This window comes from Caulobacter endophyticus, assembly GCF_003116815.1.
GTDB lineage: Bacteria > Pseudomonadota > Alphaproteobacteria > Caulobacterales > Caulobacteraceae > Caulobacter > Caulobacter endophyticus.
Window position 1 is genome coordinate 1 of sequence record NZ_QDKQ01000060.1, and the last position, 19,101, is coordinate 19,101.

Here is a 19,101-nt window from a genome sequence, read left to right on the forward strand (position 1 = left end):
TCCTCGAGCGCGCCCTGGCCTGGCTCGCCCGCCACGGCGTCATCGTCCAGCGGGTCATGACCGACAACGGCTCGGCCTATCGCTCCAAGCTCTTCGCAAAGGCCCTCCAAGACGCCGGGGCCCGGCATGTGCGCACCAGGCCCTACACGCCCAGGACCAACGGCAAGGCCGAGCGCTTCATCCAGACCAGCCTGAGGGAGTGGGCCTATGGCCGGCCTTACGCCTGCTCCGACGACCGGGCCAAGGCCATCAAGCCCTGGACCGACGCCTACAACCTCGTGCGTCCACACTCCGGCATCAAAGGCCTCACGCCCTGGCAGCGGGCGAACAACCTTCTTGGAAACGACAGCTAGCGCTCGACGGCCGCGTCTTCGGCCGCTTCGGAACCCTGGCCAGCAGCGTCTCGGCCAGCCACGTCAGCGACCAGACCCGCATCGTCCGCCTCGACACTACCTGGTCCTGGTATGATCCTAGGCGAATGCTGGGTCTGCGTGGCGGCGACTACATCAACGGCGGTTTTGCCTGGACGCGGCCGATCCGCATGGCCGGCTTCCAGATCCGTCGCGACTTCGCCACTCGTCCGGATATCGTCACCATGCCGTCGCCGCGCCTGGCCGCCACCGCCGCCGCGCCCTCGACGCTGGAGCTCTATGTCAATGACAGCCGCATCCTCAGCCGTCCGGTGGGGGCTGGGCCGATCCGGATCGACGGACTGCCGTCGGCCCACGGCTACATCAACGTGCGTCTCGTCCTGGCCGACGCCGCCGGACGCCAGGTGGCGGTGGACGCGCCGTTTTTCGCCACGCCTCTGCTGCTGCGCAAGGGCTTGGCCGACTTCTCCGCCGAGGCCGGTTTCGCTCGTCGCGGCTTTGGCGTGGAGTCGGCCGACTACGCCGGTTCGGTGATCGGCTCGGCCAGCCTGCGCTACGGCGTGCTCGACGCCCTGACCCTGGAGGGCCACGTCGAGGCCGGCGCGGGCCTGGTGCAGGGCGGTGGCGGAGCCACCGTGCAGTTTGGCGGCCTGGGCGTGGTCTCGGCCTCGGCGGCGGTCAGCCATGTTGATGATCGCAGCGGCGCCCTGGCGGCCGTGGTCTTCGACAGCCGTTTCGCCGGCTTCTATATTTCCGGCATGAGCATGCGGGCCTCCGCGGGCTATCGCGATTTGGCCTCGGTGACCTCGCGTCCGTCTTTCTATCGCAACTGGAAGATGGCCGGCGACGAGCCGCCACGCGCCATCCACCAGGTGACGATCTCCAGCCCGCTGCGCCTGGCGCCGCTGATGCGGGGCGGCGACGCGCCCGTGGCCAGCGTCTCCTACAGCGCCCAGACGCCGGCGGCCGGCCCGCGCCGCCAGGTCTGGAGCGGTTCGCTGCGTCATACCCTGGCCGATCGGGTGACCGCCTACGTCACCGGCTATGCCAGCCGTGGCGAGCGGCGCGACGCCGGCGCCTTCTTCGGCATTTCCATTCCGCTGGGCGCGGCCGGCTCGGCGACTGCCGGCGTCCAGGCCCAGGGCGGCGACACCTTCGGCTTCGTCGAGGCCAGTCGCGCCGAGACCCAGGCTGACGGCAGCTATGGCTGGCGCGCACGGATAGAGCAGGGCGCTCGGCAGGCGGCCGAGGTGCAGGGCGCGTATCGCGGCCGCAACGCCCGGGTTTCGGGCGCGGTGCAATATGCCGACGGGGCCACGCGTGGCCAGGTGCAGGTCGAGGGCGCTGTGGCCTGGCTGGGCGGCGTCAGCGCGACCACCAATCGCCTGGAGGGCTCGTTCGCCCTGGTGGAGGTCGGGGCGCCGGGCGTGCCGGTGCTCTACCGGAACCAGAAGGTCGGCCGCAGCGACCGCAACGGCCGCCTCCTGGTGCGCAACCTCGAGGCCTTCGACGTCAACCGCCTGTCGATCGACAACCAGGATCTGCCGCTGGAGCTCGAGGCGGCTCAGACCGAGCGCACAGTCACGCCGATGGCCGGCGGCGGCGCGATCGTCCGTTTCGGCGTCGGCAAGAGCCCGCCGGCGGTGCTGCTGACCCTTCATCGGCCGGACGGCGCCTTCGTGCCGCCAGGGGCCGAGGTTATCCGCGCCGGCGTCGCCGAGCGGGCCATCGTCGGCTACGACGGCCAGACCTTCCTGACCGGCGTCACCGAGGACGGAGACCTACGTGTCGTCCTCGAAGACGGCGCGGAGTGCAACGCGCGCCTGGTCCTGGGCGCGGCCGCCAGCGAAGGAGGCCGGCATGTGGTCGACGCCGTTTGCCGTTAGTCCTTGGCGCCTGCGCCTGATGGCGCTGGCCGGATTGCTTGTCGCCACTTTCGTGTGGCTGGGCGCGCCGTCCTCGGCCCAGGCGGCCGCCAGTTGCACCGCCTCGGTTTCCAGCGTGAACCTGGGCTCGACCCTCAGCCCGCTGACGGCCGGCACGGTGGACGCCACCGCCAACCTCAACTTCAGCTGCACCGGCCTGGGATCGCTACTGAGCTATTCGCTGTGTCCCAATCTCGACGCGGGTTCGGGTGGCAGCAACGGGGCGGGCCAGCGCTACATGACCGGTCCCGGCGGCGCCACCGTGGCCTTCCAGGTCTACCAGGACGCGGCCCGCACCCAGCCTTGGGGGTCTTCGGCCCTGCTGGTGTTCGGAACCGTGCCGACCATCACCGCCAGCCCAGGAACGGGGACTACGATCAACGTCAACCAGACGGTCTATCTGCGGCTGACGACGACCACGACGACCGTTCCGGGCGCCTATTCGACCAGCTTCGTGGGCCAGAACTTCTTCTGGGGCCTGAACCTGCTCACCTGCGCCGGGGTGACCATCGGCTATGCGGTCGTGCCAGCCACCTTCACCTTCAGCGCCACCCTGATCCCCGACTGCACGATCTCGACCGGCAACCTGAACTTCGGAAACGTCGGCGTGCTCAGCGCCGCCAAGGACGCCCAGACGGGCATGTCGGTGACCTGCACCAAGGACACGCCCTACGCTATCGGCCTCGACAACGGCCAGCAGGGAACCTCGGCCACCGCCCGCCGGATGAAGGCCGCCGGTCAGTACGTCACCTACGGCATCTACAAGGACGAGGCGCGGGCTTCGCCCTGGGGGACGGGAGCAGGGCTGACGACCGGCGGCAGCGGTACCGGCGGCGCCCAGCCGCTCACCCTCTACGGCCGGGTCCCGGCCCAGACGACGCCGTCGCCGGGGACCTATGGCGACCAGGTGATCGCCACGGTCACCTACTGATCCAGATTCCAGGCGAAGGCCTCGCCCTCAAAGGCGTCTGCGCCTCGGCCGATGGCTGCGACGGCGGCGATCATCCGGCCGTTCCGGTCTAGCGCCGCGTCGGCCAGGGCGACCATCAGCGGGTTGGGCGTGCCCGAGGGCGACAGGGTCCGCAGGGTTTTCGCCAGATCGGCCTCGTCTCGCTGGGGCGCCAGTCGGCAGGCCAGGATGAAGGCCGCCGCCGTTGAGCGGCTGACGCCGGCGTAGCAATGCAGGAGCAGCGGCCGCGCGCCGTTCCAGCCCTCGGCGAACGCCAGCAGGTCGGCGATCATGGCCGCGCCGGGCGGCACGAGGTCCTCGCGCGGCTCGGCGATGTCATGGAAGGCCAGATGCAGCCGCTCGACGTCGGCCAGCTCCGGCGCCTGGGCGGTCGGCGACAGCAGGCTGATCACGTGCGAAGGGCCGTGCGCCGCCAGATGCGCGTCCAGCCGGCTCAGCGGGCAGACAGCCAGGATCATGCCAGCGCGGCCGCCAGGCCCAGCAAGGCGCCCAGCTCGGCCAGTTGCTCGATCGCGCCCAGCACGTCGCCGACATAGCCGCCTATCAGCCGCCGGGCCAGCAGGGCCATGGCCGCTGCAAGGGCAGCGGCGAGGCCTATGGCCGCAAGTGCGCCCAACGGCGGCGCCAGCAGCAGCGGCCACAGGCCCAGCAGCGCCGCGATCAGCACTTCGACCAGCTTCACGCCGTCGGGGGCGGGCTTGTACTTGGCGTCGGAACGGTTGCTGACGTGGGGCAGGGCGGCCATGGCCGCCACCGCGGCGACCCGGCCGATCCCGTGAGCGACGAACAAGGCCAGCGCCGCACTCGCCGGCGTCAGCGTGGCCAGGGTCGCGGCCTTGGTCCCCAGCACCGCCAGCAGGGCCAGCACGCCGTAGGTCCCGACGCGGCTGTCCTTCATGATCTCCAGGCGGCGCTCACGGTTCAAGCCGCCGCCCAGGCCGTCGGCGCTGTCGGCCAGGCCGTCCTCGTGGAAGCCGCCCGTCAGCAGCAGGCCCGCGCCCAGCGCCAGCAGAGCCGGAACCCAGCCACTCCAGACATGTCCGGCCGCCAGCAGGGCCAGCGCGCAGATTCCGCCGATCAGCAGGCCGACCAGCGGGAAGTAACGCGCCGATCGGGTGATCCAGTCCGGCTCGAAGCCGCGCAGGGGCGGGGTGGGCAGCCGGGTCAGGAACTGCACCGCGCAGAGCAGCAACTGGACCTGGCGACCGATCATCCCAGCACGTCGGCCAGGTCGGCTACTTCGGTCAGGAGGCTGGCCGCCGCCGCCAGAAGCGGCGCGGCCAGCACCGAGCCGGTGCCTTCGCCCAGCCGCAGGCCAAGGTCGAGCAGCGGTTCGGCGCCCAGGGCCGTCAGCATCGCCGCGTGGCCCTTCTCGGCAGAGGCATGGGCGAAGACGCAGTAGTCCAGGGCTTGGGGCGCCAGGCGTACGGCCGCCAGGGCCGCGGCGGTGGCGATGAAGCCGTCGACCAGCACCGGACGCCGCCGGGCGGCCGCGCCCAGCACCGCGCCGGCCATCATCGCGATCTCGCAGCCGCCAAACTCGGCCAGCACCGAGAAAGGGTCTTCGGCGTCGCTGCGGGCGGCGGCGCGAGCGATGGCGGCGGCCTTGCGGGCCAGGCCTTCGGCGTCATGCCCGGTTCCCTGGCCCACGCAGGCGTCCAGCGGCGCCGGCGCCAGGCGATGCATGACGAGGGCGGCGGCCGAGCTGTTGCCGATGCCCATCTCGCCGATGGCCAGAACGTCGGCTTCGTCGAGAGCTCGGCCAGCGATCTCGATGCCGCGCGTCAGGGCCAGATGTGTCTCCTGCCGCGTCAGGGCGGGCTCGCGGGCGGCGTTGCGGGCCCCCAGGCGCACCTTGGCGTCGATCAGGTCGGGATGGGCCGGCAGATCGGCGGCGACGCCGGCGTCAACCACCTTAACAGATACGTCCGTCGCCCGGGCGAAGGCGTTGACGCTGGAGCGTCCCGACAGAAACAGGCCGACCATCGCCACGGTGACGCTCGACGGATAGCTGGAGACGCCTTCCTGCGTCAGGCCATGGTCGCCCGCAAACACCAGCAGCGCGGCGCGCTCGGCGCGGGGCGCCAGGTCGTTCGCGATCAGGCCCAGACGTACGGCCAGGTCCTCGATCCTGCCCAGCGACCCCGGCGGCTTGGCCTTGCCGTCCAGCATGGCGCGGAGCTTGGGCTCCAGCGTGCGGTCGACGGCGGCGATCGGCGGGGGCGCGAAGGTCATTGGGTCAGTCTCCAGCCGCCCAGGCACAGCAGGGTGACCAGCAGCCACAGCAGGGCGCAGGCGCGGCGATAGATGCGAAGGCCTCGGCGCAGGTCAGTGAGGTCGGGCGCGCGGCCATCGCCGAAGCTCGGGCGATCGGTCGTCTCGCCGTCATAGCGGGCCGGACCGCCCAGCTTCACGCCCAAGGCGCCGGCCATGGCCGCCTCGGGCCAGCCGGCGTTAGGCGAGGCGTGCTTGCGGGCGTCACGGCGCATGACCGCCCAGCCCTGCCAGCCGGCGCCCAGGCAGATCAGCAGGCCCGCCAGCCGCGCGGGAACCCAGTTCATCACGTCGTCGGTCCTGGCCGCCGCCCAGCCGAACGCTCGCCAGCGCGGCTCCATGTGGCCGATCTGGCTGTCGGCGGTGTTCACCGCCTTGTAGGCGAAGAGGCCGGGCAGGCCGAACAGGGTGAGCCACGAGGCCGGGGCCACGACGCCGTCGTTGAAGCTTTCGGCCAGGCTCTCCAGCGCCGCCGCGGTGACGCCGTGCAGATCCAGGTCGTCCACGTCGCGCCCGACGATCAGGCTGACCGCCGCGCGAGCCGCGGGCAGGTCGCCTGCCTCCAGCGGGTCGAGCACCGCCATCACGTGCTGGTGCAGGCTGCGCTGGGCCAGGCCCAAAGTGGCCAGCAATGCGACGACCAGCGTCGCCAGAAGGCCGCTGTCGAAAGCCGCCTCCAGCAGGCTGCCGATCAGGATCGCCGCCCCGATCAGGATCGCCACCGTGACGATGCCCAGTTCCTTGCGGCGGACCTCGGTCGCCTCGGGCCGGTTCCACCGCCGCTCCATCGCCTCGATCGCCTTGCCGATCCAGGTCACCGGATGCGGCACTGCCTTGTGCAGGCCCTGCGGATAGCCCGCCAGGGCCTCGATCACGAGGGCCAGCGGAGGCGCGAGCAGCAGCGGTTCAGCCATGGCGTCCCACAAGTTCGATCAACGGGCCGGACTGGCCCTCGACCACTCTTGCCGTGACTCCATAGGCGTGGGCCAGCACGTCCGGCGTCAGGGCCTCGCGTGGCGGTCCGTCGGCGATCAGCTTGCCGTCGACCAGAACCAGCACCCGGTCGGCCAGCCGGGCGGCGATGGCCAGGTCGTGCAGGGTCATGACCACGCCCTGGCCGGGCTGGGCGGCGAAGCCGCGCATCAGGTCCACCGCGTCCAACTGGTGGCCGGGATCCAGGCCCGCCAGCGGCTCGTCGGCCAACAGCCAGTTCGGCTCGCCGGCCAGCACCCGGGCGAACAGGGCCCGGCCGCGCTCGCCGCCCGACAGGCTCTTCACCTCGCGGCGGGCGAGGCCTTCCAGGTCGGTGTGCTTGAGCGCGCGGGCCACGGCGAGCCGGTCGGCTTCGGAGAGCCCCCGCATGCCGCTGTGCGGCGTGCGGCCCAGGCCCACCAGGGTCTCGACGTCAACGGCCCAGGCCACTTCCGGTGTCTGCGGCAGGAAACCGATCTTCCTCGCCCGCTCGCGGTGCGACAGAGCGGCTAGCGGCGCGCCTTCCAGGCTGACGCCCCCCGCATCGGGCCTGCGCAAGCCCGCCAGGCAGGCCAGCAGGGTCGACTTGCCCGCGCCGTTGGGACCGACCACGGCCGTGACCTCGCCAGCCTTGAAGGTCGCGCTGACGCCATGCAGCACCGGGCGGCCGCCTAGCGAGACGGACAGGTTCTCGGCGCTAAGCGTGGCGCTGGAGAGAATGGCGGCGGTCATGCGAGCCTCCGGCGCATGGAGATCAGGAGAGCCAGGAAAAACGGCCCGCCGACGGCGGCGGTGGCCACGCCCAGCCGCATCTCAGCGGCCGAGGGCGTCAGCCGCACGACGATGTCGGCCGCCAGCACCAGGACCGAGCCGGCCAGGGCCGAGGGAATGAGCAGGGCGCCCGGCCGGTGTCCGACCAGAGGGCGCACGAGGTGCGGGGCGATCAGGCCGACGAAGCCGATCAGGCCCGTCACCGCCACGCTGGCGCCCGAGGCGATCCCCACGCCCACCGCCAGGATCACTCGCACGGCCGAGAGGTTGACGCCCAGGGCCGTCGCGCCCGTCTCGCCCAGGGTCAAAGCGTCCAGCGACTTGCGCAGGGTCAGCAGTATGGCCAGCCCCACCGCGATCAGCGGCACGGCCAGCCGCACCTCCTCGACGCTGCGGTCGGCCAGCGAGCCGAGCAGCCAGCTGATGATCTCCTGCGCCGCCCACGGATTGGGGGCCAGCGACAGGGCCAGGGCCACGCCGGCGCTGGCCACGGTGTTGAGGATCACACCGGCCAGCAGGAAGGTCACGGCGCCGCCAGTCGTGCCGGCCAAGGCCAGCATCAGCACGACGCCCAGGCCCGCGCCCAGGATCGCGCAGGCCGGCAGCAGCCAGGTCGCGGTGAAGGCCAGGCCCAGATAGAGGCTCATCACCGCGCCCAGGGCGGCCATGGACGACACGCCCAGTACGCCGGGGTCGGCCAGCGGGTTGCGGGTGTAGCCCTGCATGGCCGCGCCCGACATTCCCAGCGCCGCCCCGATGGCCACCGCCAGCACGGTGCGTGGCAGACGCAGCTCGAAGATGATCGCCCAGCGCGGATCGGCCCGGTCGACCCAGGCGCTCCAAGGCGCCCAGACCCGGCCGCTCATCAGCGACAGGCCGAACAATATGGTTATGGCCAGCAGGAGACCGCCGATCAGCAGCCAGGAACGTCGGGAATGGCTCATGCGTGGGCCTTCAGCACTTGGCGGCGGGCGGCCGCCAGGGTAGCGGCGGTGTCGATCAGGGTAGGGCCGCCGCAATAGAGCAGCCGTTCGGGAAAGACCGCCCGGGTCATGCGATGGCTCACGCTAGTCAGGGCGGGGTGGTTGAGCATGCGTTCGGCCCAGGTCGGGGCGTCGGGTCGCGCCTGGCCGGCCAGCAGTACCTGCGGCGGATCGTCCAGCAGCCTCTCCAGCGAGACGTTGCCCCACTTCTTCAGGCCATAGCGGCTGGCGACGTTCACGAAACCGGCGCGCTTCATCATCTCGTCGACCAGCGTGCCTTCGCCTGCCGCGAAGCCGTTGGGCTGGAACACCAGCGCCTCCAGGGGCTTGGACCCCCGCGGCGGGGCCGAGGCGGCCAGCGCCCGGTCGATGCGTGCGATCAGCGCCTCGCCGCGTTCGGGGTGGCCGGCGGCGTCGGCGATGCGGCGAATGTCGGCCTGGTTCTCGACCCAGCTGTTGGGCACCTTGAAGAGCTCGGCGCGCACGCCCAGGCGCTTCAGGGCCGCCCGGGTGGCGGGCGAGGAGTGGGCGGCGCTCAGCACGACGTCGGGCCGCAGCGCGATAACCTCCTCGGCGCTCTCGTAGGTGATCGGATAGGTCTTGGCGCGCTCGGCGATGCTCGACTGTTGCGGATCGCGGGCGTAGTGGCTCAGCGCCGCGATCTGGTCGCGATCGGCCACCTCGACCAGCACGCCGTCCAGGCAAGGGTTCAGCGAGACGATGCGCGGTTTCCGCGCCGCGGCCCTGGCCGAGCCCGCCGTAAGGCCTGCGGCCAAGCTCGCGCTCAGACCGGCGCCGATCGCCCCGCGACGGCTGAGCGGCGTCAAAACTCGACCCCGCGCTGAGCCTTGAAGCCCTGCTCGAAGGGGTGCTTGACCAGGGTCATCTCGGTGACCAGATCAGCGATCTCAAGCAGCTGTGGCTTGGCGTTGCGACCGGTCAGGCAGACATGCTTGTCGTTGGGGCGGGCCTTCAGCACCTCGACCACCTCGTCGATGTCGAGATAGTCGTAGCGCAGGGCGATGTTGATCTCGTCCAGCAGCACGAAGTCGAGCGCCGGGTCGGCGATCATCGCCTTGGACTCTTCCCAGGCGGCCCTGGCGGCGGCGATGTCGCGCTCGCGGTCCTGGGTGTCCCAGGTGAAGCCCTCGCCCATCACGCGATAGCGCACCTGGTCGGGAAAGCGGCTGAAGAACAGGCGCTCGCCGGTCTTCCACTTGCCCTTGATGAACTGCACCACGCCCACCTGCATGCCCCAGCCGAGCGAGCGGGCCACCATGCCGAAACCAGCCGACGACTTGCCCTTGCCGTCGCCCGTGTGGACCAGCAGCAGGCCCTTCTCGAGCGTCTTGGTTTTCATCAGCTCTTCGCGCTCGGCCTTGAGGGCGCGCATGGCTTCGGCGTGCTCGGCGTTGGCGGTCTCTTCGCTCATCGGGCGGTCTCCAGGGCGGCGGCCAGTCGCGCCCATTGGGCGTCGGATCCGGGCAGGCCGAAACGTAGCAGGCCTGCGTCGTGGTCGAAGGGGCGAGTGAGGACCCCGGCGCGCGCCAGGGCCTCGAAGCGTTGCATGGCGTCGGCGGCTTGGACCAGCCGGAACAGGCTAGTCCCGCCCATGATCTCGTAGCCTGCGCCGGCCAGCAGGGCGTCCAGTCGCGCGGCGGCGTCGGTCAGGCTGGCGCGCGTGGCGTCGGCCCAGGCGGTGTCGGGATAGGCCGCCAGGCCCGTGGCCAGGGCAGGAGCCGAAAGCGGCCATTCGCCAAGCGTGTCGCGCAGGCGGCGCGCCAGGGCCGGGCGGGCGATGACAAAGCCCAGCCGAAGGCCGGCCAGACCGTAGAACTTGCCGAACGAGCGCAGCACCACCAGCCGCTCGTGGCCGGGCGCGCCAGCGAAGCGGGCCACCGACAGCGACGGTTCGCACTCGACGAAGGCTTCGTCGACGACCGCGCCGCGCTGGCCCAGCGCCAGCACCGCCTCGGGCTTCAGGCTGCGGCCATCGGGATTGTTGGGGTTCACCACCACGCAGACGTCGGCCTGGGACGGATCGGCGACCAGTTCTGAGCCGGCGCGGCGCCAGGCGTGGGCATGGCTGGAATAGGTGGGCAGCGGCAGGCTCACGCGCCCGCGCGGCAGGATCTTTGGCAGCAGCCGGATGGCGGTTTCGCTGCCGGGCATGGCGACGACCCGAGCCGGATCGTCGACGCCGAAGGCCCGGGCTGCGACCGCTTCGAGCCTGGCCAGATTGTCCGGATCTGGCAGGCTGCCCCAGTCCTCGAAGGCCTGGGGCGGAACCGGATAGGGGCGGGGATTGATCCCCGTCGACAGGTCGAGCCACGGCGCGGGCGCGTCAGGAAAACGCGCCCGCGCCGCCGCCAGGCGGCCGCCGTGTCCGGAGAGGGACGACGGCGCGCCGCTCATCAGAACTTCGCCCGCACGCCGGCGAAGAAGCCGCGGCCCACAGAGCCGTAGCGGTAGATGGTCTGGTATTCCTTGTCGAAGAGGTTCTCGACGCGGCCGAACACCTCGAACTGCTCGTTGACCGGATAGGCTGCGCGCAGGTCGAACAGGGCGTAGCTCTTCAGGCGACGGGCGTTGGTGACGTTGTCGTAGCTTTCGCCCACGTACTGAACCGAGACGCCCGTGGTCAGGCCGTTGGTCCAGTCGTAGTCGGCGTTGAGGTTGGCCGTCTCGCTCGGGCGGCGCGGGAGGCGCTTGCCGTTATTGGTGGCCGACCGGTTGATGGCGTCCATGTTGGTGTAGTTGGCGCTCACCTGCAGGGCCGAGGTCACCTCGATCGTGGCTTCCAGCTCCACGCCGCTGGTCTCGGTCTTGGCGAAGTTGGCGTAGCCGCCGTAGTTCGGCGGGTTGTTGTTCGAAACATAGTCGATCTGGTTGGTGATGTCGCGATGGAACCAGGTCACGCCGGCGCGCACGCGGCCGTTCAGCACGCTGTGCTCGACGCCCAGATCGACGCTCTCGGACTCTTCGGGCTTCAGGGTGTCGTCGCCGTAGATGCTGTAGAGTTGGTACAGCGACGGAGCCTTGAAGCCTTCGCCGTAGTTGGCGCGGAACACCGTCACGCCGTCGTTCGGCGAGTAGGTGGCGCCGGCCTGGTAGACGGTGGCGTCGCCGAAGGCCGAGTGGTCTTCCTGGCGAACGCCGCCGGTCAGGGTCAGGCCCGCGATCGGCTTGGCCTGCAGCTGCAGGTACAGGCTGTCGGTACTGGCCGCGTGACGGTCGGGCGTCGGGTTGGGATCGAAGGTAGACGGCGAGGCGGTGCGGAACCACGAGCGCTCGGTCTCGGCGCCGAAGGTGGCGCGCAGGGCCTCGCTGATCGTCCAGGTGCCCTGGTACTCGAAGCGGCTGTTGGTGCCGCGCGCGTCGAAGGTCCTCGGCACGGTCGAGCTGGGATCGAAGTTGTCGCGGTCGGTCTGGGTGTAGCCATAGCCGAGGCGGTTCTTCAGCGCGCCGTCGAAGGCGCTCAGGCGCACGCCGGCGTAGGAGACCAGCTCCTTGGTCTTGCCGTATTCAGGGCTGTCGGCGAAGGCGAACAGCGGGGCGGGGAAGCCGTCGAACTCGTTCTTGGCGGCGGCGTAGGACGCGCGCAGGTCAACGGCGGCCCAGTCGGTGACGTTGAGGTCCAGGCGGCTGCTGATGGCGGCGTTGCGATAGCCGTCCTTCTCCTTGCCGCCATAAGACTTACCGAAGGCCGAGACGCCATCGGTGGTGTAGTAGGCGCCGGCCAGGCGGAAGCCGCCCCAGTCGCCGCCGGTGCTGACGGCGGCGTGGCCGTAGGCGGTGTCGCGCGAGCCGGCCTCGGCCGAGACCGTGGCGCCCAGCGGGCCGGTCGGCACGGCGGTGATCATGTTGACCACGCCGCCGATCGCCTGGCTGCCCCACAGGGTCGACTGCGAGCCGCGCAGCACTTCGATGCGGTTGATGTTGCCGGCCAGCAGGGTGGCGAAGTTGTAGCCGCCGCCCGTCGAGGACGGGTCGTTCAGCTTGACGCCGTCGATCAGCACCACGGTCTGGTCGGTCTCGGCGCCGCGGATGCGCAGTTGGGTCGAGCCGCCAACGCCGCCGTTGCGGGTGACGGTGACGCCCACGGTGCGCGAAAGCAGGTCGGAGACTACGACGGCCTGGGACTTCTTCAACGCTTCGGCATCGATGACGGTCATGCTGGTCGAGACTTCCGACAGCTTTTCCGGTTCACGGCCGGCGGTGACCACGATCTGGTCGACCGTCGCGGCGTCGTCGGCCATGGCGTAGGCGGGCAGGGCGAGGGCAGGAACTGCGGCCGCGAGGGCCAGCAGGGAAACAAGGCGCATGTCGTTCCTCCGTGCGCGACAAGAAGGAGCGTGCTCCAGCGAGGAACACGCCCGGACCAGGCGTCGTCATGCGGGGAAGAACCCGATCGTACGGCGCACCCCGGCCGGACGAAAAACGACAACGACAGGCAGGTCTCCTGGCTCGCGGGTCATCGTCGCTGGGCGTCGCCTTCCCAGGTCTTTTCCGAAGAACAGCCCCAGTGGCATGTGACGCGCGAACTCGCCGCTTACAGTTGCGGGGGCAGCCCAGGTTTCGCACCCGAGTTCCCTTTTCATCCTCTTTCGGAGGAACCTATCGCGTGAGCTGCACTATATGGTGCGCCGCACACCGTCAATCTGGAGGTCCACGCCTTGTCAGTCACTCTGGTCCTGGGCGGGGCCCGTTCCGGCAAGAGCGCCTTCGCGCAAGGGGCCGCCGAGATCGTCGCCGGATCGCGCGGCGTCACGCCGGTGATGATCGTCACCGCCCAGGCCTTCGACGCCGAGATGGAAGAGCGCATCGCGCGTCACCAGGCCGACCGGGGGCAGGCCTGGACGACGGTCGAGGCGCCCATGGACCTCGTTGCGGCCCTGCGCGGCCTGCCGCCGGGGGCCGTGGCGGTCGTCGACTGCCTCACCCTCTGGCTGACCAATCAGTTGCTGGCCGAGTGCGACCTTTCGTCCGCCGCCGCCCGCCTGATCGACGCAGTCGCCGGTTTCGACGGCGAGCTGTGGCTGGTCTCCAACGAGGTCGGCTGGGGCGTCGTGCCCGACAACGCCTTGGCCCGCAGGTTTCGCGACGAGGCCGGCCGGCTGCATCAGGCCCTGGCGGCGGCCGCCGACGCCGTGCACCTGGTCGCAGCCGGGCTAAGCCTGCGGATGAAGTGAGCCGCGCGACTCGGCCGCCGGTTGCTCAACTTCGGGAAATGCGACGATTGCGCACGCTGACACCGGGTGTCCCAGCATGGTTAAGACCTGTTCACACATTCGACAGGGCTGGGGCTGGCCATGCGACGTATCCTTATTGCGGAAGACGACATTCTCCTCGGCGGCGTCTACGAGATGCTGCTGGAGGACGCGGGCTTCGAGGTTCTCTGGAGCCGCGACGGCCGTGAGGCGCTGGACGCCTTCGACGCCTTCGCGCCCGACCTGCTGATCACCGACAATTCGATGCCGCGCATGACGGGGGCCGAGCTGATCCGTGCGGTGGAAGATCGCAACGTGCCGGTGTTGATGGTGTCGGCCAGCGATCCGCGCGTGCTGAAGGTCGAACCGGACATGTGGCTCGAAAAGCCGATCACTCCGGCGCGCCTGCTGAATGCGGTGCGCGCGATGCAGCACCGGAACGTTCAGGCCGCGGCCTGAAGGCCCAGCGCCAGCAGCGTCGCGACCACGCCCAATCCAACGACCCAGGCCGCGCAGAACGCCAGGGTGGGATGGCGTTGCCACCAGCGCGGATGGGGAACGCCGGTGATGGTCTTGTCGGTCATGCGGTCGTCTCGCGTGGTCTACGACAGACCAACGCGAGACGCCCGGACTTCAGTTCCCTCTAGCCGCCGAAGCCGCGCGAACCGCCGCCGAAGCCGCCGCGCGAGATGACGCTGCTGCGGCTCTGCACGCGGGCCGGCGCCTCGTAGCGCGAGGGCGCGTCGAAGCTGTCGCGACGCACCCGGCTGCGGCCGGAGAGGTAGTCGCGCGACACCGGATAACCCGAGCCGCTGTAGTACGTGCCGTCGCGGTCGCGATACATCGGCGCGCCGCGATAGCCGCCGCCCATGTTGTTGAGCGCCTGGCCGATGATGAAGCCGGTCAGCAGCGGGGTGAAGAAGCTGCCGCCATTGGCCTGGCTGCGCGGCACGCACTGGTCGACGCCGTAGCGCTCCTCGCAGCTCTGCCGGTCGGAATACTTCGGGGCGTTCTCGGCGCTGGCCTTCTGGGCCTCGTCATAGGCGCTCTGGCACTGGTCGGCGGTGAAGTCGCCCGAGGCCTTGCACTCGTCCAGACTGGCGAAGCTGGAGGCGTCGACCTTCTGGCCCGAGACCGCCGCCGGCGGATCGTCGCCCCACTGCGTGGCCGAGCCGGGATCGTCGCACGCGACCAGGGTGAAGGCCGTGCCGGCCATCAGGCCGGTCAGGGCCACGGCGCCGGAGCGCTTGCGGCGTTTGGGGGCGGCCTGGGGAATAATCGCGTTCATGCTCGGCCTCACGAGGTCATGCAGGCGGCGTTGAGCAGGCCGACGGCCAGCGAGATCGACGCAAGATAGACGCCGGCGGCCAGTTCGTTCTTCTCAATCCGCTCGATCAGGTCCTTGAGCACGGTGAAGCGCACCAGGGTGAAGGCGGCGATCTGGATAACGCCAGCCAGGAGCGCCCAGGCGGCGAATTCCATCAGGCTGACGGTGTGGCTGAGCGCCGAAGCCAGCGGCAGCACGTAGCCGACCACCGCGCCGCCCAGGGCGATGGCCGCGGCGACGTTGCCTTCGCGGATCAGCTTGGCTTCGTCATACGGCGTCACCGCCTGGTAGATGACCTTGAACACCACGGTGAACAGGCCGGCGGCGACGAAGGCCACCAGGAAGGCCAGGGCGCTCTCGCCGAAGGCTTGGACGTCGAACATCTAGAATATCCCCCTGTAAGGTGGCTTAGGCGCGGAATTCGCCCACTTCGAGCGGCATGCCGATCATGGTTTCGAACGAGACCTCGCGGTCTTCGGTCTCCATCTCGATGGCCAGCAGCAGTTCGCGGCCCTCGCCGGGCAGGTCGCGGGCGAACAGCATGCAGGTCTGAAAGATCTTGCGGTCGGGCACGCCGTCGCGGTCGTCGTGCAGTTCTTCCCAGAAGGTCACGGGGTCCTGGCTTTCGGCTTCGTCGCCGAACCAGAAGCGCTGATACTCGGGCAGGCCGGCGGCGTTGAAGCTGCGGGCGCGCAGGCGCTTGCCCCAGGCGTCGCGGTCGGTGCGGCCGCCTGGATAGGCGCTGTCCCAGGGCACGAAGATCGTCACGTCGGTCAGGCGCTGGCCGGCGCGGTCGTCCGACACGGCCTGAAACATCACGTGGTCGTCGGTATAGAACCGATGCACGAAGCCGCCGTCCTTCAGGTCCACCAGGCCCTGGGCGGTGATTTCCAGCGTGTCGCGGTCAAGCGGGAACTTGGTGTCGCTTCCGAACCGCTTCCACGCCAGCGGGTCCAGCCACACGGTTCGGCCCAGCGTCACGTTGCGGATGGCGGGCAGAGCCGACTCCGGGGCGGGTTCCTTGCGGCCGAATAAGCGACTGAACATGGCGGGTCCCTGCGATACTGCCCCTCATGTACGGCGCCAGCCTGCGCTGTAAAAGGGGCGACGCTCGCTCTCGACGGCTGGCGTTCGGCCTCCCATCTTGTATGAACACGGCCAAGATGGCCCGTTGAAGAGGATCACGACCCGATGAGTCAGACGCCCTGGACTGTCCGCTCGCTGAAGGCGGCCCTGGACGAAGCGCCCGGACGCGGCGCCGACGAGATCACCGTCGGCATCCTGGAAGGCGCCGACGAAATCCTGCTGGCCACCATGCACTGGCACGGCGACCTGGAGATCTACATCAGCGTCAGCGACCAGCAGGTCGCGGCTTCGGCCCTGCTGTGGCCGGTCGACGAACAGGAAGACCGCCACGCCTTCAACGAGTTCCTGCTCAAGGCCCAGAAGCTGGTGCCGCTGTCGAACTTCGGCATCTGCGTCGTCGGCGGCCGCGACTACTACGAACTGTTCGGCGAGCTCTCGACCACCACCTCGATCGAGGACATCCTGATCGAACTGCGCACCCTGGCCGAGAACGCCATCGAAGTGGCTTCCGACCTGCGCACTTCGTTCTCCTCCGCCGCCGCCTGACCCAAACCTAAGAATTTCCCGGAGCCTTCCGATGTCCATCTGGCGCAAGCTTTTCACCCTGGGTCGCGCCGGCGCCCACGAAGCCACGTCCGCCGTCGTCGACGCCAACGCCATCCGCATTCTCGACCAGGAGATTCGCGACGCCGACGCGGCCCAGGCCAAGGCGCGCGACAACCTCGCCACCCTGGTCGCCCGTCGCCGCATCCAGGAGAACGACGTCAAGAGCCTGCGCGAGCAGGTGGCCAAGTACGAGAACTCCGCCCGCGCCGCCGTCACCAAGGGCGACATGGACCTGGCCCGCCAGGTGGCCCAGCGCATCGCCGACATCGAGAGCGAGATCTCGCTGAAGGAGCCGCAGATCGGCTCCATGCGCGAGGCCGAGGACCAGCTGCACCAGGCCATCGCCGCCACCGACCGCCGCATCGACACGCTCAAGCGCGAGGTCGAGGTCGTGAAGGTCAACGAGTCCGTCCAGAAGGCGCAGGAAGCCGTCACCGCCCGTGGCGCGGGCGCCGGCGCTTCGCTGGGCTCGGCCGCCGACAGCCTGGCGCGGATCAAGGAGCGCCAGATGGTCCGCGGCGAGAAGATCAAGGCCGCCGGCGAGCTGGAAGACCGCCGTACCGGCGCGGATCTCGACGAGAAGCTGCGCGTGGCCGGCATCCTTCCAGGCCAGTCGTCGGCCGACGACATTCTGGCGCGCCTCGCGCCGCAGCCCGCCCCGCTGCAGATCGAGGACAAGGCCGCCGACGGCTCGAAGCCCGAATAAGGACCAAGCGTGCGTCGTCTTACCCTGACCCCTCGCGCCGACTGGCGCGAGAAGGCCGAGGCCGTTGGCTTCGTCTACCATCACACCGGCGGACAGGCCTATTGGGACGAGGGGACGGCGTACGCCTTCACCCTGCGCGAGATCGAGGAGGATTTGGAGCCGGCCGCCGCCGAGCTTCATGACCTGTGTCTCGACCTCGTTGACGAGGCGGCGGCCAGCGAGGAAATCCTCGAAAAGCTGTCCATCCCGCGCGAGCACTGGGACTTCGTCGCCGCCTCCTGGCGCGCCAAGGAACCCTCGCTCTACGGCCGCTTCGACTTCGGCTACGACGGATCAAGCCCGCCCAAGCTCTACGAATACAACGCCGACACCCCCACCAGCCTGTTCGAGGCGGCGACCTTCCAGTGGCTGTGGCTGGAGGACCTGCTGGGGCAGGGGGCTCTCCCCCCAGGGACCGATCAGTTCAACAGCCTGTTCGAGGCGATGCGCGATCGCTTCAAGCTGCTGTTCCCGACCGGCGGCTTCGTGCATTTCGCCAGCGACGACGAGGCGGTCGAGGATCGCCAGACGGTGCGGTTCCTGGAAGACCTCGCCGCCCAGGCGGGCCTGGATCCCAAGTTCGTGGCCATGAACGCCATCGGCCTCAACGAGGAGGGCCAGTTCGTCGACACCGACGGCTATCTGCTGCAGGCGGCGTTCAAGCTCTATCCGTGGGAGGACATGCTGCGCGAGCCCTACGCGGCCAACCTGGCCACGGCCAAGGTGCGCTGGCTGGAGCCGCCGTGGAAGGCGATCCTGTCCAATAAGGCGATCCTCCCGCTGCTGTGGGAGCGCCACAAGGGTCACCCCAACCTGCTTGAGGCCTATTTCGAAAGCGATCCGGCCGCCTCGGCGCTGGGCGCGAACTATGTGCGCAAGCCGCTGTTCTCGCGCGAGGGCGCCAATGTCGAGATCGTCGGCGCGGCCGCCGAGCCGGTGCTCGACCAGGGCTACGGAGCCGAGGGCGCGATCGTCCAGGCCTTCCACCCGCCGCCCAGCTTCGATGGCAGGCATCCGGTGGTGGGCGCCTGGATCGTCGGGGCCGAGCCCGTGGGCATGGGCATTCGCGAGGACGACAGCCAAGTCACCAAGAACCTCGCCCGCTTCGTGCCGCACATCATCGAGGGTTGACGCTATCGATCTCGTTGGATCGATCTTGCCTGCTCTCTCTCCCGTAAAATCCCCGCGAAAGCGGGGACCCAGGTGTTTTATCGTAGAGCGCCCCGCGTTTCAGAAAAAGCCTAGGCCCCCGCCTTCGCGGGGGTTTTACGGATGTGGGGGGAGGGCGAAGCCCGTGCTAGGCTCCAGCCCATGAGCGACTCCCAGGACGACGGCCCGCCCGGCGAAACCCCGATCCAGCGGGCCCTGCGCATCAAGCAGGCGGCGTTGGCCGCCAAGCCCAAGCCGCCGCGCGGCGGTCGCTTTCAACGCGAGCAGGCCAACCGCAAGGCGGCCGGCTCCACCAAGCCGTGGAACTGCTGATGGCCGGTCTCAAGGACAAGCGTGGCTTCATCGACAAGGATCGCCTCGATCTCTCCGAGCGCCAGGCCGTCGAATACTGGATGAAGCGCTGGGGTGTGACCCGCGACCAGATCACCACCGCCCACCGCAAGGTTGGCCGGATGACCAAGGACATCGCCGCCGAGCTTGGCAAGAAGCGCTGAGCGGTCGTTCCGTTCGCTGTGCGATCATTGTCATTTCGAGCGTCCTGGGGTGGCCTTCGACCAGTCCCCGCAAAGCGCTGCTATTCTCCGTGTGGCGACGTTTCGTGCCTTTGAAATGGCGCGTGCTGTCAAACTGCGATCAAGACAACGTTGTCATAGCAATGATTTGCTGAATTCTTGGCAAATCTGCGGGAACG

General features: G+C 69.6%; 24 protein-coding genes and 1 riboswitch. Of the genes, 10 read left to right on the forward strand and 14 right to left on the reverse strand.

What is annotated here, in order from left to right:
* From DDF67_RS17710 to DDF67_RS17720, 3 genes are all read left to right on the forward strand, one after another.
* The coding region (locus DDF67_RS17710; RefSeq protein WP_146198051.1) for an integrase core domain-containing protein at positions 1–353 on the forward strand (353 nt) is incomplete at its 5' end.
* A gap of 125 nt (positions 354–478) precedes the next feature.
* Positions 479–2,257: a fimbria/pilus outer membrane usher protein gene (locus tag DDF67_RS17715; protein ID WP_109102173.1), complete on the forward strand. Its 1,779-nt coding sequence runs from the start codon at positions 479–481 to the stop codon at positions 2,255–2,257.
* The gene (locus DDF67_RS17720; RefSeq protein WP_109102174.1) at positions 2,232–3,227 is read left to right on the forward strand and encodes a Csu type fimbrial protein; all 996 of its coding nucleotides are present in this window, start codon (positions 2,232–2,234) and stop codon (positions 3,225–3,227) included. The genes DDF67_RS17715 and DDF67_RS17720 overlap by 26 nt, the downstream gene beginning before the upstream one ends.
* Here DDF67_RS17720 and DDF67_RS17725 read toward each other — a convergent pair.
* Genes DDF67_RS17725 through DDF67_RS17770 form a run of 10 tightly spaced genes read right to left on the reverse strand, consistent with a single transcriptional unit; the run spans position 3,221 to position 12,591 of the window.
* A complete protein-coding gene (locus DDF67_RS17725; RefSeq protein ID WP_109102175.1) occupies positions 3,221–3,724 on the reverse strand; it encodes a tyrosine phosphatase family protein in 504 nt (167 codons plus the stop codon). The genes DDF67_RS17720 and DDF67_RS17725 overlap by 7 nt on opposite strands.
* The gene (gene cobS, locus DDF67_RS17730; RefSeq protein WP_233247691.1) at positions 3,721–4,479 is read right to left on the reverse strand and encodes an adenosylcobinamide-GDP ribazoletransferase; all 759 of its coding nucleotides are present in this window, start codon (positions 4,477–4,479) and stop codon (positions 3,721–3,723) included. The genes DDF67_RS17725 and cobS overlap by 4 nt, the downstream gene beginning before the upstream one ends.
* The gene (gene cobT / locus DDF67_RS17735) at positions 4,476–5,501 is read right to left on the reverse strand and encodes a nicotinate-nucleotide--dimethylbenzimidazole phosphoribosyltransferase (RefSeq protein ID WP_199229267.1); all 1,026 of its coding nucleotides are present in this window, start codon (positions 5,499–5,501) and stop codon (positions 4,476–4,478) included. Before cobT ends, cobS begins: the two co-directional genes overlap by 4 nt.
* Positions 5,498–6,454 carry an adenosylcobinamide-phosphate synthase CbiB gene (gene cbiB, locus DDF67_RS17740; RefSeq protein WP_109102241.1) on the reverse strand — a complete coding sequence of 319 codons (957 nt, stop codon included), beginning with the start codon at positions 6,452–6,454 and terminating at the stop codon, positions 5,498–5,500. Before cbiB ends, cobT begins: the two co-directional genes overlap by 4 nt.
* Entirely contained in the window at positions 6,447–7,244 is a 798-nt protein-coding gene (locus tag DDF67_RS17745; protein WP_109102176.1) for an ABC transporter ATP-binding protein, read from the reverse strand. The genes cbiB and DDF67_RS17745 overlap by 8 nt, the downstream gene beginning before the upstream one ends.
* Positions 7,241–8,227, reverse strand: coding sequence for a FecCD family ABC transporter permease (locus DDF67_RS17750; RefSeq protein WP_109102177.1), 987 nt, complete (start codon positions 8,225–8,227; stop codon positions 7,241–7,243). Before DDF67_RS17750 ends, DDF67_RS17745 begins: the two co-directional genes overlap by 4 nt.
* Positions 8,224–9,042: an ABC transporter substrate-binding protein gene (locus tag DDF67_RS17755; RefSeq protein WP_109102242.1), complete on the reverse strand. Its 819-nt coding sequence runs from the start codon at positions 9,040–9,042 to the stop codon at positions 8,224–8,226. Before DDF67_RS17755 ends, DDF67_RS17750 begins: the two co-directional genes overlap by 4 nt.
* A 47-nt stretch (positions 9,043–9,089) precedes the next feature.
* Positions 9,090–9,698 carry a cob(I)yrinic acid a,c-diamide adenosyltransferase gene (gene cobO / locus DDF67_RS17760; protein ID WP_109102178.1) on the reverse strand — a complete coding sequence of 203 codons (609 nt, stop codon included), beginning with the start codon at positions 9,696–9,698 and terminating at the stop codon, positions 9,090–9,092.
* Positions 9,695–10,681, reverse strand: a complete 987-nt coding sequence (cobD, locus tag DDF67_RS17765) for a threonine-phosphate decarboxylase CobD (RefSeq protein WP_109102179.1) — start codon at positions 10,679–10,681, stop codon at positions 9,695–9,697. The genes cobO and cobD overlap by 4 nt, the downstream gene beginning before the upstream one ends.
* Positions 10,681–12,591 (reverse strand): TonB-dependent receptor plug domain-containing protein, encoded by a 1,911-nt coding sequence (locus DDF67_RS17770; protein WP_109102180.1) that lies wholly within the window; start codon positions 12,589–12,591, stop codon positions 10,681–10,683. Before DDF67_RS17770 ends, cobD begins: the two co-directional genes overlap by 1 nt.
* 110 nt (positions 12,592–12,701) lie before the next feature.
* Positions 12,702–12,902: riboswitch (cobalamin riboswitch) on the reverse strand.
* A gap of 40 nt (positions 12,903–12,942) precedes the next feature.
* On the opposite strand from DDF67_RS17770, the gene cobU reads away from it, so the two are divergent.
* Positions 12,943–13,458: a bifunctional adenosylcobinamide kinase/adenosylcobinamide-phosphate guanylyltransferase gene (cobU, locus tag DDF67_RS17775; protein ID WP_109102181.1), complete on the forward strand. Its 516-nt coding sequence runs from the start codon at positions 12,943–12,945 to the stop codon at positions 13,456–13,458.
* A 120-nt stretch (positions 13,459–13,578) separates the two neighbouring features.
* Positions 13,579–13,935 (forward strand): response regulator, encoded by a 357-nt coding sequence (locus DDF67_RS17780; RefSeq protein ID WP_109102182.1) that lies wholly within the window; start codon positions 13,579–13,581, stop codon positions 13,933–13,935.
* Here the strand turns inward: DDF67_RS17780 and DDF67_RS25580 are convergent.
* From DDF67_RS25580 to DDF67_RS17795, 4 genes are read right to left on the reverse strand one after another with little or no spacing between them, the layout of a single operon-like run.
* Positions 13,920–14,060, reverse strand: a complete 141-nt coding sequence (locus tag DDF67_RS25580; protein ID WP_158278068.1) for a hypothetical protein — start codon at positions 14,058–14,060, stop codon at positions 13,920–13,922. The genes DDF67_RS17780 and DDF67_RS25580 overlap by 16 nt on opposite strands.
* Positions 14,061–14,119: 59 nt before the next feature.
* Complete coding sequence (locus tag DDF67_RS17785) at positions 14,120–14,764, reverse strand: DUF1190 domain-containing protein (RefSeq protein WP_109102183.1); 645 nt, start codon at positions 14,762–14,764, stop codon at positions 14,120–14,122.
* A gap of 8 nt (positions 14,765–14,772) precedes the next feature.
* Positions 14,773–15,186, reverse strand: coding sequence for a DUF350 domain-containing protein (locus DDF67_RS17790; RefSeq protein WP_109102184.1), 414 nt, complete (start codon positions 15,184–15,186; stop codon positions 14,773–14,775).
* A 25-nt stretch (positions 15,187–15,211) separates the two neighbouring features.
* The gene (locus tag DDF67_RS17795; RefSeq protein WP_109102185.1) at positions 15,212–15,850 is read right to left on the reverse strand and encodes a DUF2491 family protein; all 639 of its coding nucleotides are present in this window, start codon (positions 15,848–15,850) and stop codon (positions 15,212–15,214) included.
* A gap of 144 nt (positions 15,851–15,994) precedes the next feature.
* Between DDF67_RS17795 and DDF67_RS17800 the strand changes: the two genes are divergently transcribed.
* From DDF67_RS17800 to DDF67_RS17815, 5 genes are all read left to right on the forward strand, one after another.
* Positions 15,995–16,435 (forward strand): YjfI family protein, encoded by a 441-nt coding sequence (locus DDF67_RS17800; protein ID WP_058347287.1) that lies wholly within the window; start codon positions 15,995–15,997, stop codon positions 16,433–16,435.
* A gap of 31 nt (positions 16,436–16,466) precedes the next feature.
* Positions 16,467–17,201, forward strand: a complete 735-nt coding sequence (locus tag DDF67_RS17805) for a PspA/IM30 family protein (RefSeq protein ID WP_109102186.1) — start codon at positions 16,467–16,469, stop codon at positions 17,199–17,201.
* A 9-nt stretch (positions 17,202–17,210) separates the two neighbouring features.
* Entirely contained in the window at positions 17,211–18,371 is a 1,161-nt protein-coding gene (locus DDF67_RS17810; protein ID WP_109102187.1) for a glutathionylspermidine synthase family protein, read from the forward strand.
* Positions 18,372–18,551: 180 nt separating this feature from the next.
* Positions 18,552–18,722: a hypothetical protein gene (locus DDF67_RS25790; RefSeq protein ID WP_199229268.1), complete on the forward strand. Its 171-nt coding sequence runs from the start codon at positions 18,552–18,554 to the stop codon at positions 18,720–18,722.
* Complete coding sequence (locus tag DDF67_RS17815) at positions 18,722–18,904, forward strand: DUF3606 domain-containing protein (RefSeq protein WP_109102243.1); 183 nt, start codon at positions 18,722–18,724, stop codon at positions 18,902–18,904. The genes DDF67_RS25790 and DDF67_RS17815 overlap by 1 nt, the downstream gene beginning before the upstream one ends.
* Positions 18,905–19,101 lie beyond the last annotated feature (197 nt).

Bases quoted from the DNA above. Each gene is read 5' to 3' on its own strand.
- DDF67_RS17805 (WP_109102186.1), top strand. From the start codon at position 16,467: ATGTCCATCTGGCGCAAGCTTTTCACCCTGGGTCGCGCCGGCGCCCAC.
- DDF67_RS17750 (WP_109102177.1), bottom strand. From the start codon at position 8,227: ATGAGCCATTCCCGACGTTCCTGGCTGCTGATCGGCGGTCTCCTGCTG.
- DDF67_RS17785 (WP_109102183.1), bottom strand. From the start codon at position 14,764: ATGAACGCGATTATTCCCCAGGCCGCCCCCAAACGCCGCAAGCGCTCC.
- DDF67_RS17715 (WP_109102173.1), top strand. From the start codon at position 479: ATGCTGGGTCTGCGTGGCGGCGACTACATCAACGGCGGTTTTGCCTGG.
- DDF67_RS17815 (WP_109102243.1), top strand. From the start codon at position 18,722: ATGGCCGGTCTCAAGGACAAGCGTGGCTTCATCGACAAGGATCGCCTC.
- cbiB (WP_109102241.1), bottom strand. From the start codon at position 6,454: ATGGCTGAACCGCTGCTGCTCGCGCCTCCGCTGGCCCTCGTGATCGAG.
- DDF67_RS17745 (WP_109102176.1), bottom strand. From the start codon at position 7,244: ATGACCGCCGCCATTCTCTCCAGCGCCACGCTTAGCGCCGAGAACCTG.
- DDF67_RS17720 (WP_109102174.1), top strand. From the start codon at position 2,232: ATGTGGTCGACGCCGTTTGCCGTTAGTCCTTGGCGCCTGCGCCTGATG.
- cobT (WP_199229267.1), bottom strand. From the start codon at position 5,501: ATGACCTTCGCGCCCCCGCCGATCGCCGCCGTCGACCGCACGCTGGAG.
- DDF67_RS17770 (WP_109102180.1), bottom strand. From the start codon at position 12,591: ATGCGCCTTGTTTCCCTGCTGGCCCTCGCGGCCGCAGTTCCTGCCCTC.
- DDF67_RS17800 (WP_058347287.1), top strand. From the start codon at position 15,995: ATGAGTCAGACGCCCTGGACTGTCCGCTCGCTGAAGGCGGCCCTGGAC.
- cobS (WP_233247691.1), bottom strand. From the start codon at position 4,479: ATGATCGGTCGCCAGGTCCAGTTGCTGCTCTGCGCGGTGCAGTTCCTG.
- cobD (WP_109102179.1), bottom strand. From the start codon at position 10,681: ATGAGCGGCGCGCCGTCGTCCCTCTCCGGACACGGCGGCCGCCTGGCG.
- DDF67_RS17790 (WP_109102184.1), bottom strand. From the start codon at position 15,186: ATGTTCGACGTCCAAGCCTTCGGCGAGAGCGCCCTGGCCTTCCTGGTG.
- DDF67_RS25580 (WP_158278068.1), bottom strand. From the start codon at position 14,060: ATGACCGACAAGACCATCACCGGCGTTCCCCATCCGCGCTGGTGGCAA.
- DDF67_RS17795 (WP_109102185.1), bottom strand. From the start codon at position 15,850: ATGTTCAGTCGCTTATTCGGCCGCAAGGAACCCGCCCCGGAGTCGGCT.
- DDF67_RS25790 (WP_199229268.1), top strand. From the start codon at position 18,552: ATGAGCGACTCCCAGGACGACGGCCCGCCCGGCGAAACCCCGATCCAG.
- DDF67_RS17725 (WP_109102175.1), bottom strand. From the start codon at position 3,724: ATGATCCTGGCTGTCTGCCCGCTGAGCCGGCTGGACGCGCATCTGGCG.
- cobO (WP_109102178.1), bottom strand. From the start codon at position 9,698: ATGAGCGAAGAGACCGCCAACGCCGAGCACGCCGAAGCCATGCGCGCC.
- DDF67_RS17780 (WP_109102182.1), top strand. From the start codon at position 13,579: ATGCGACGTATCCTTATTGCGGAAGACGACATTCTCCTCGGCGGCGTC.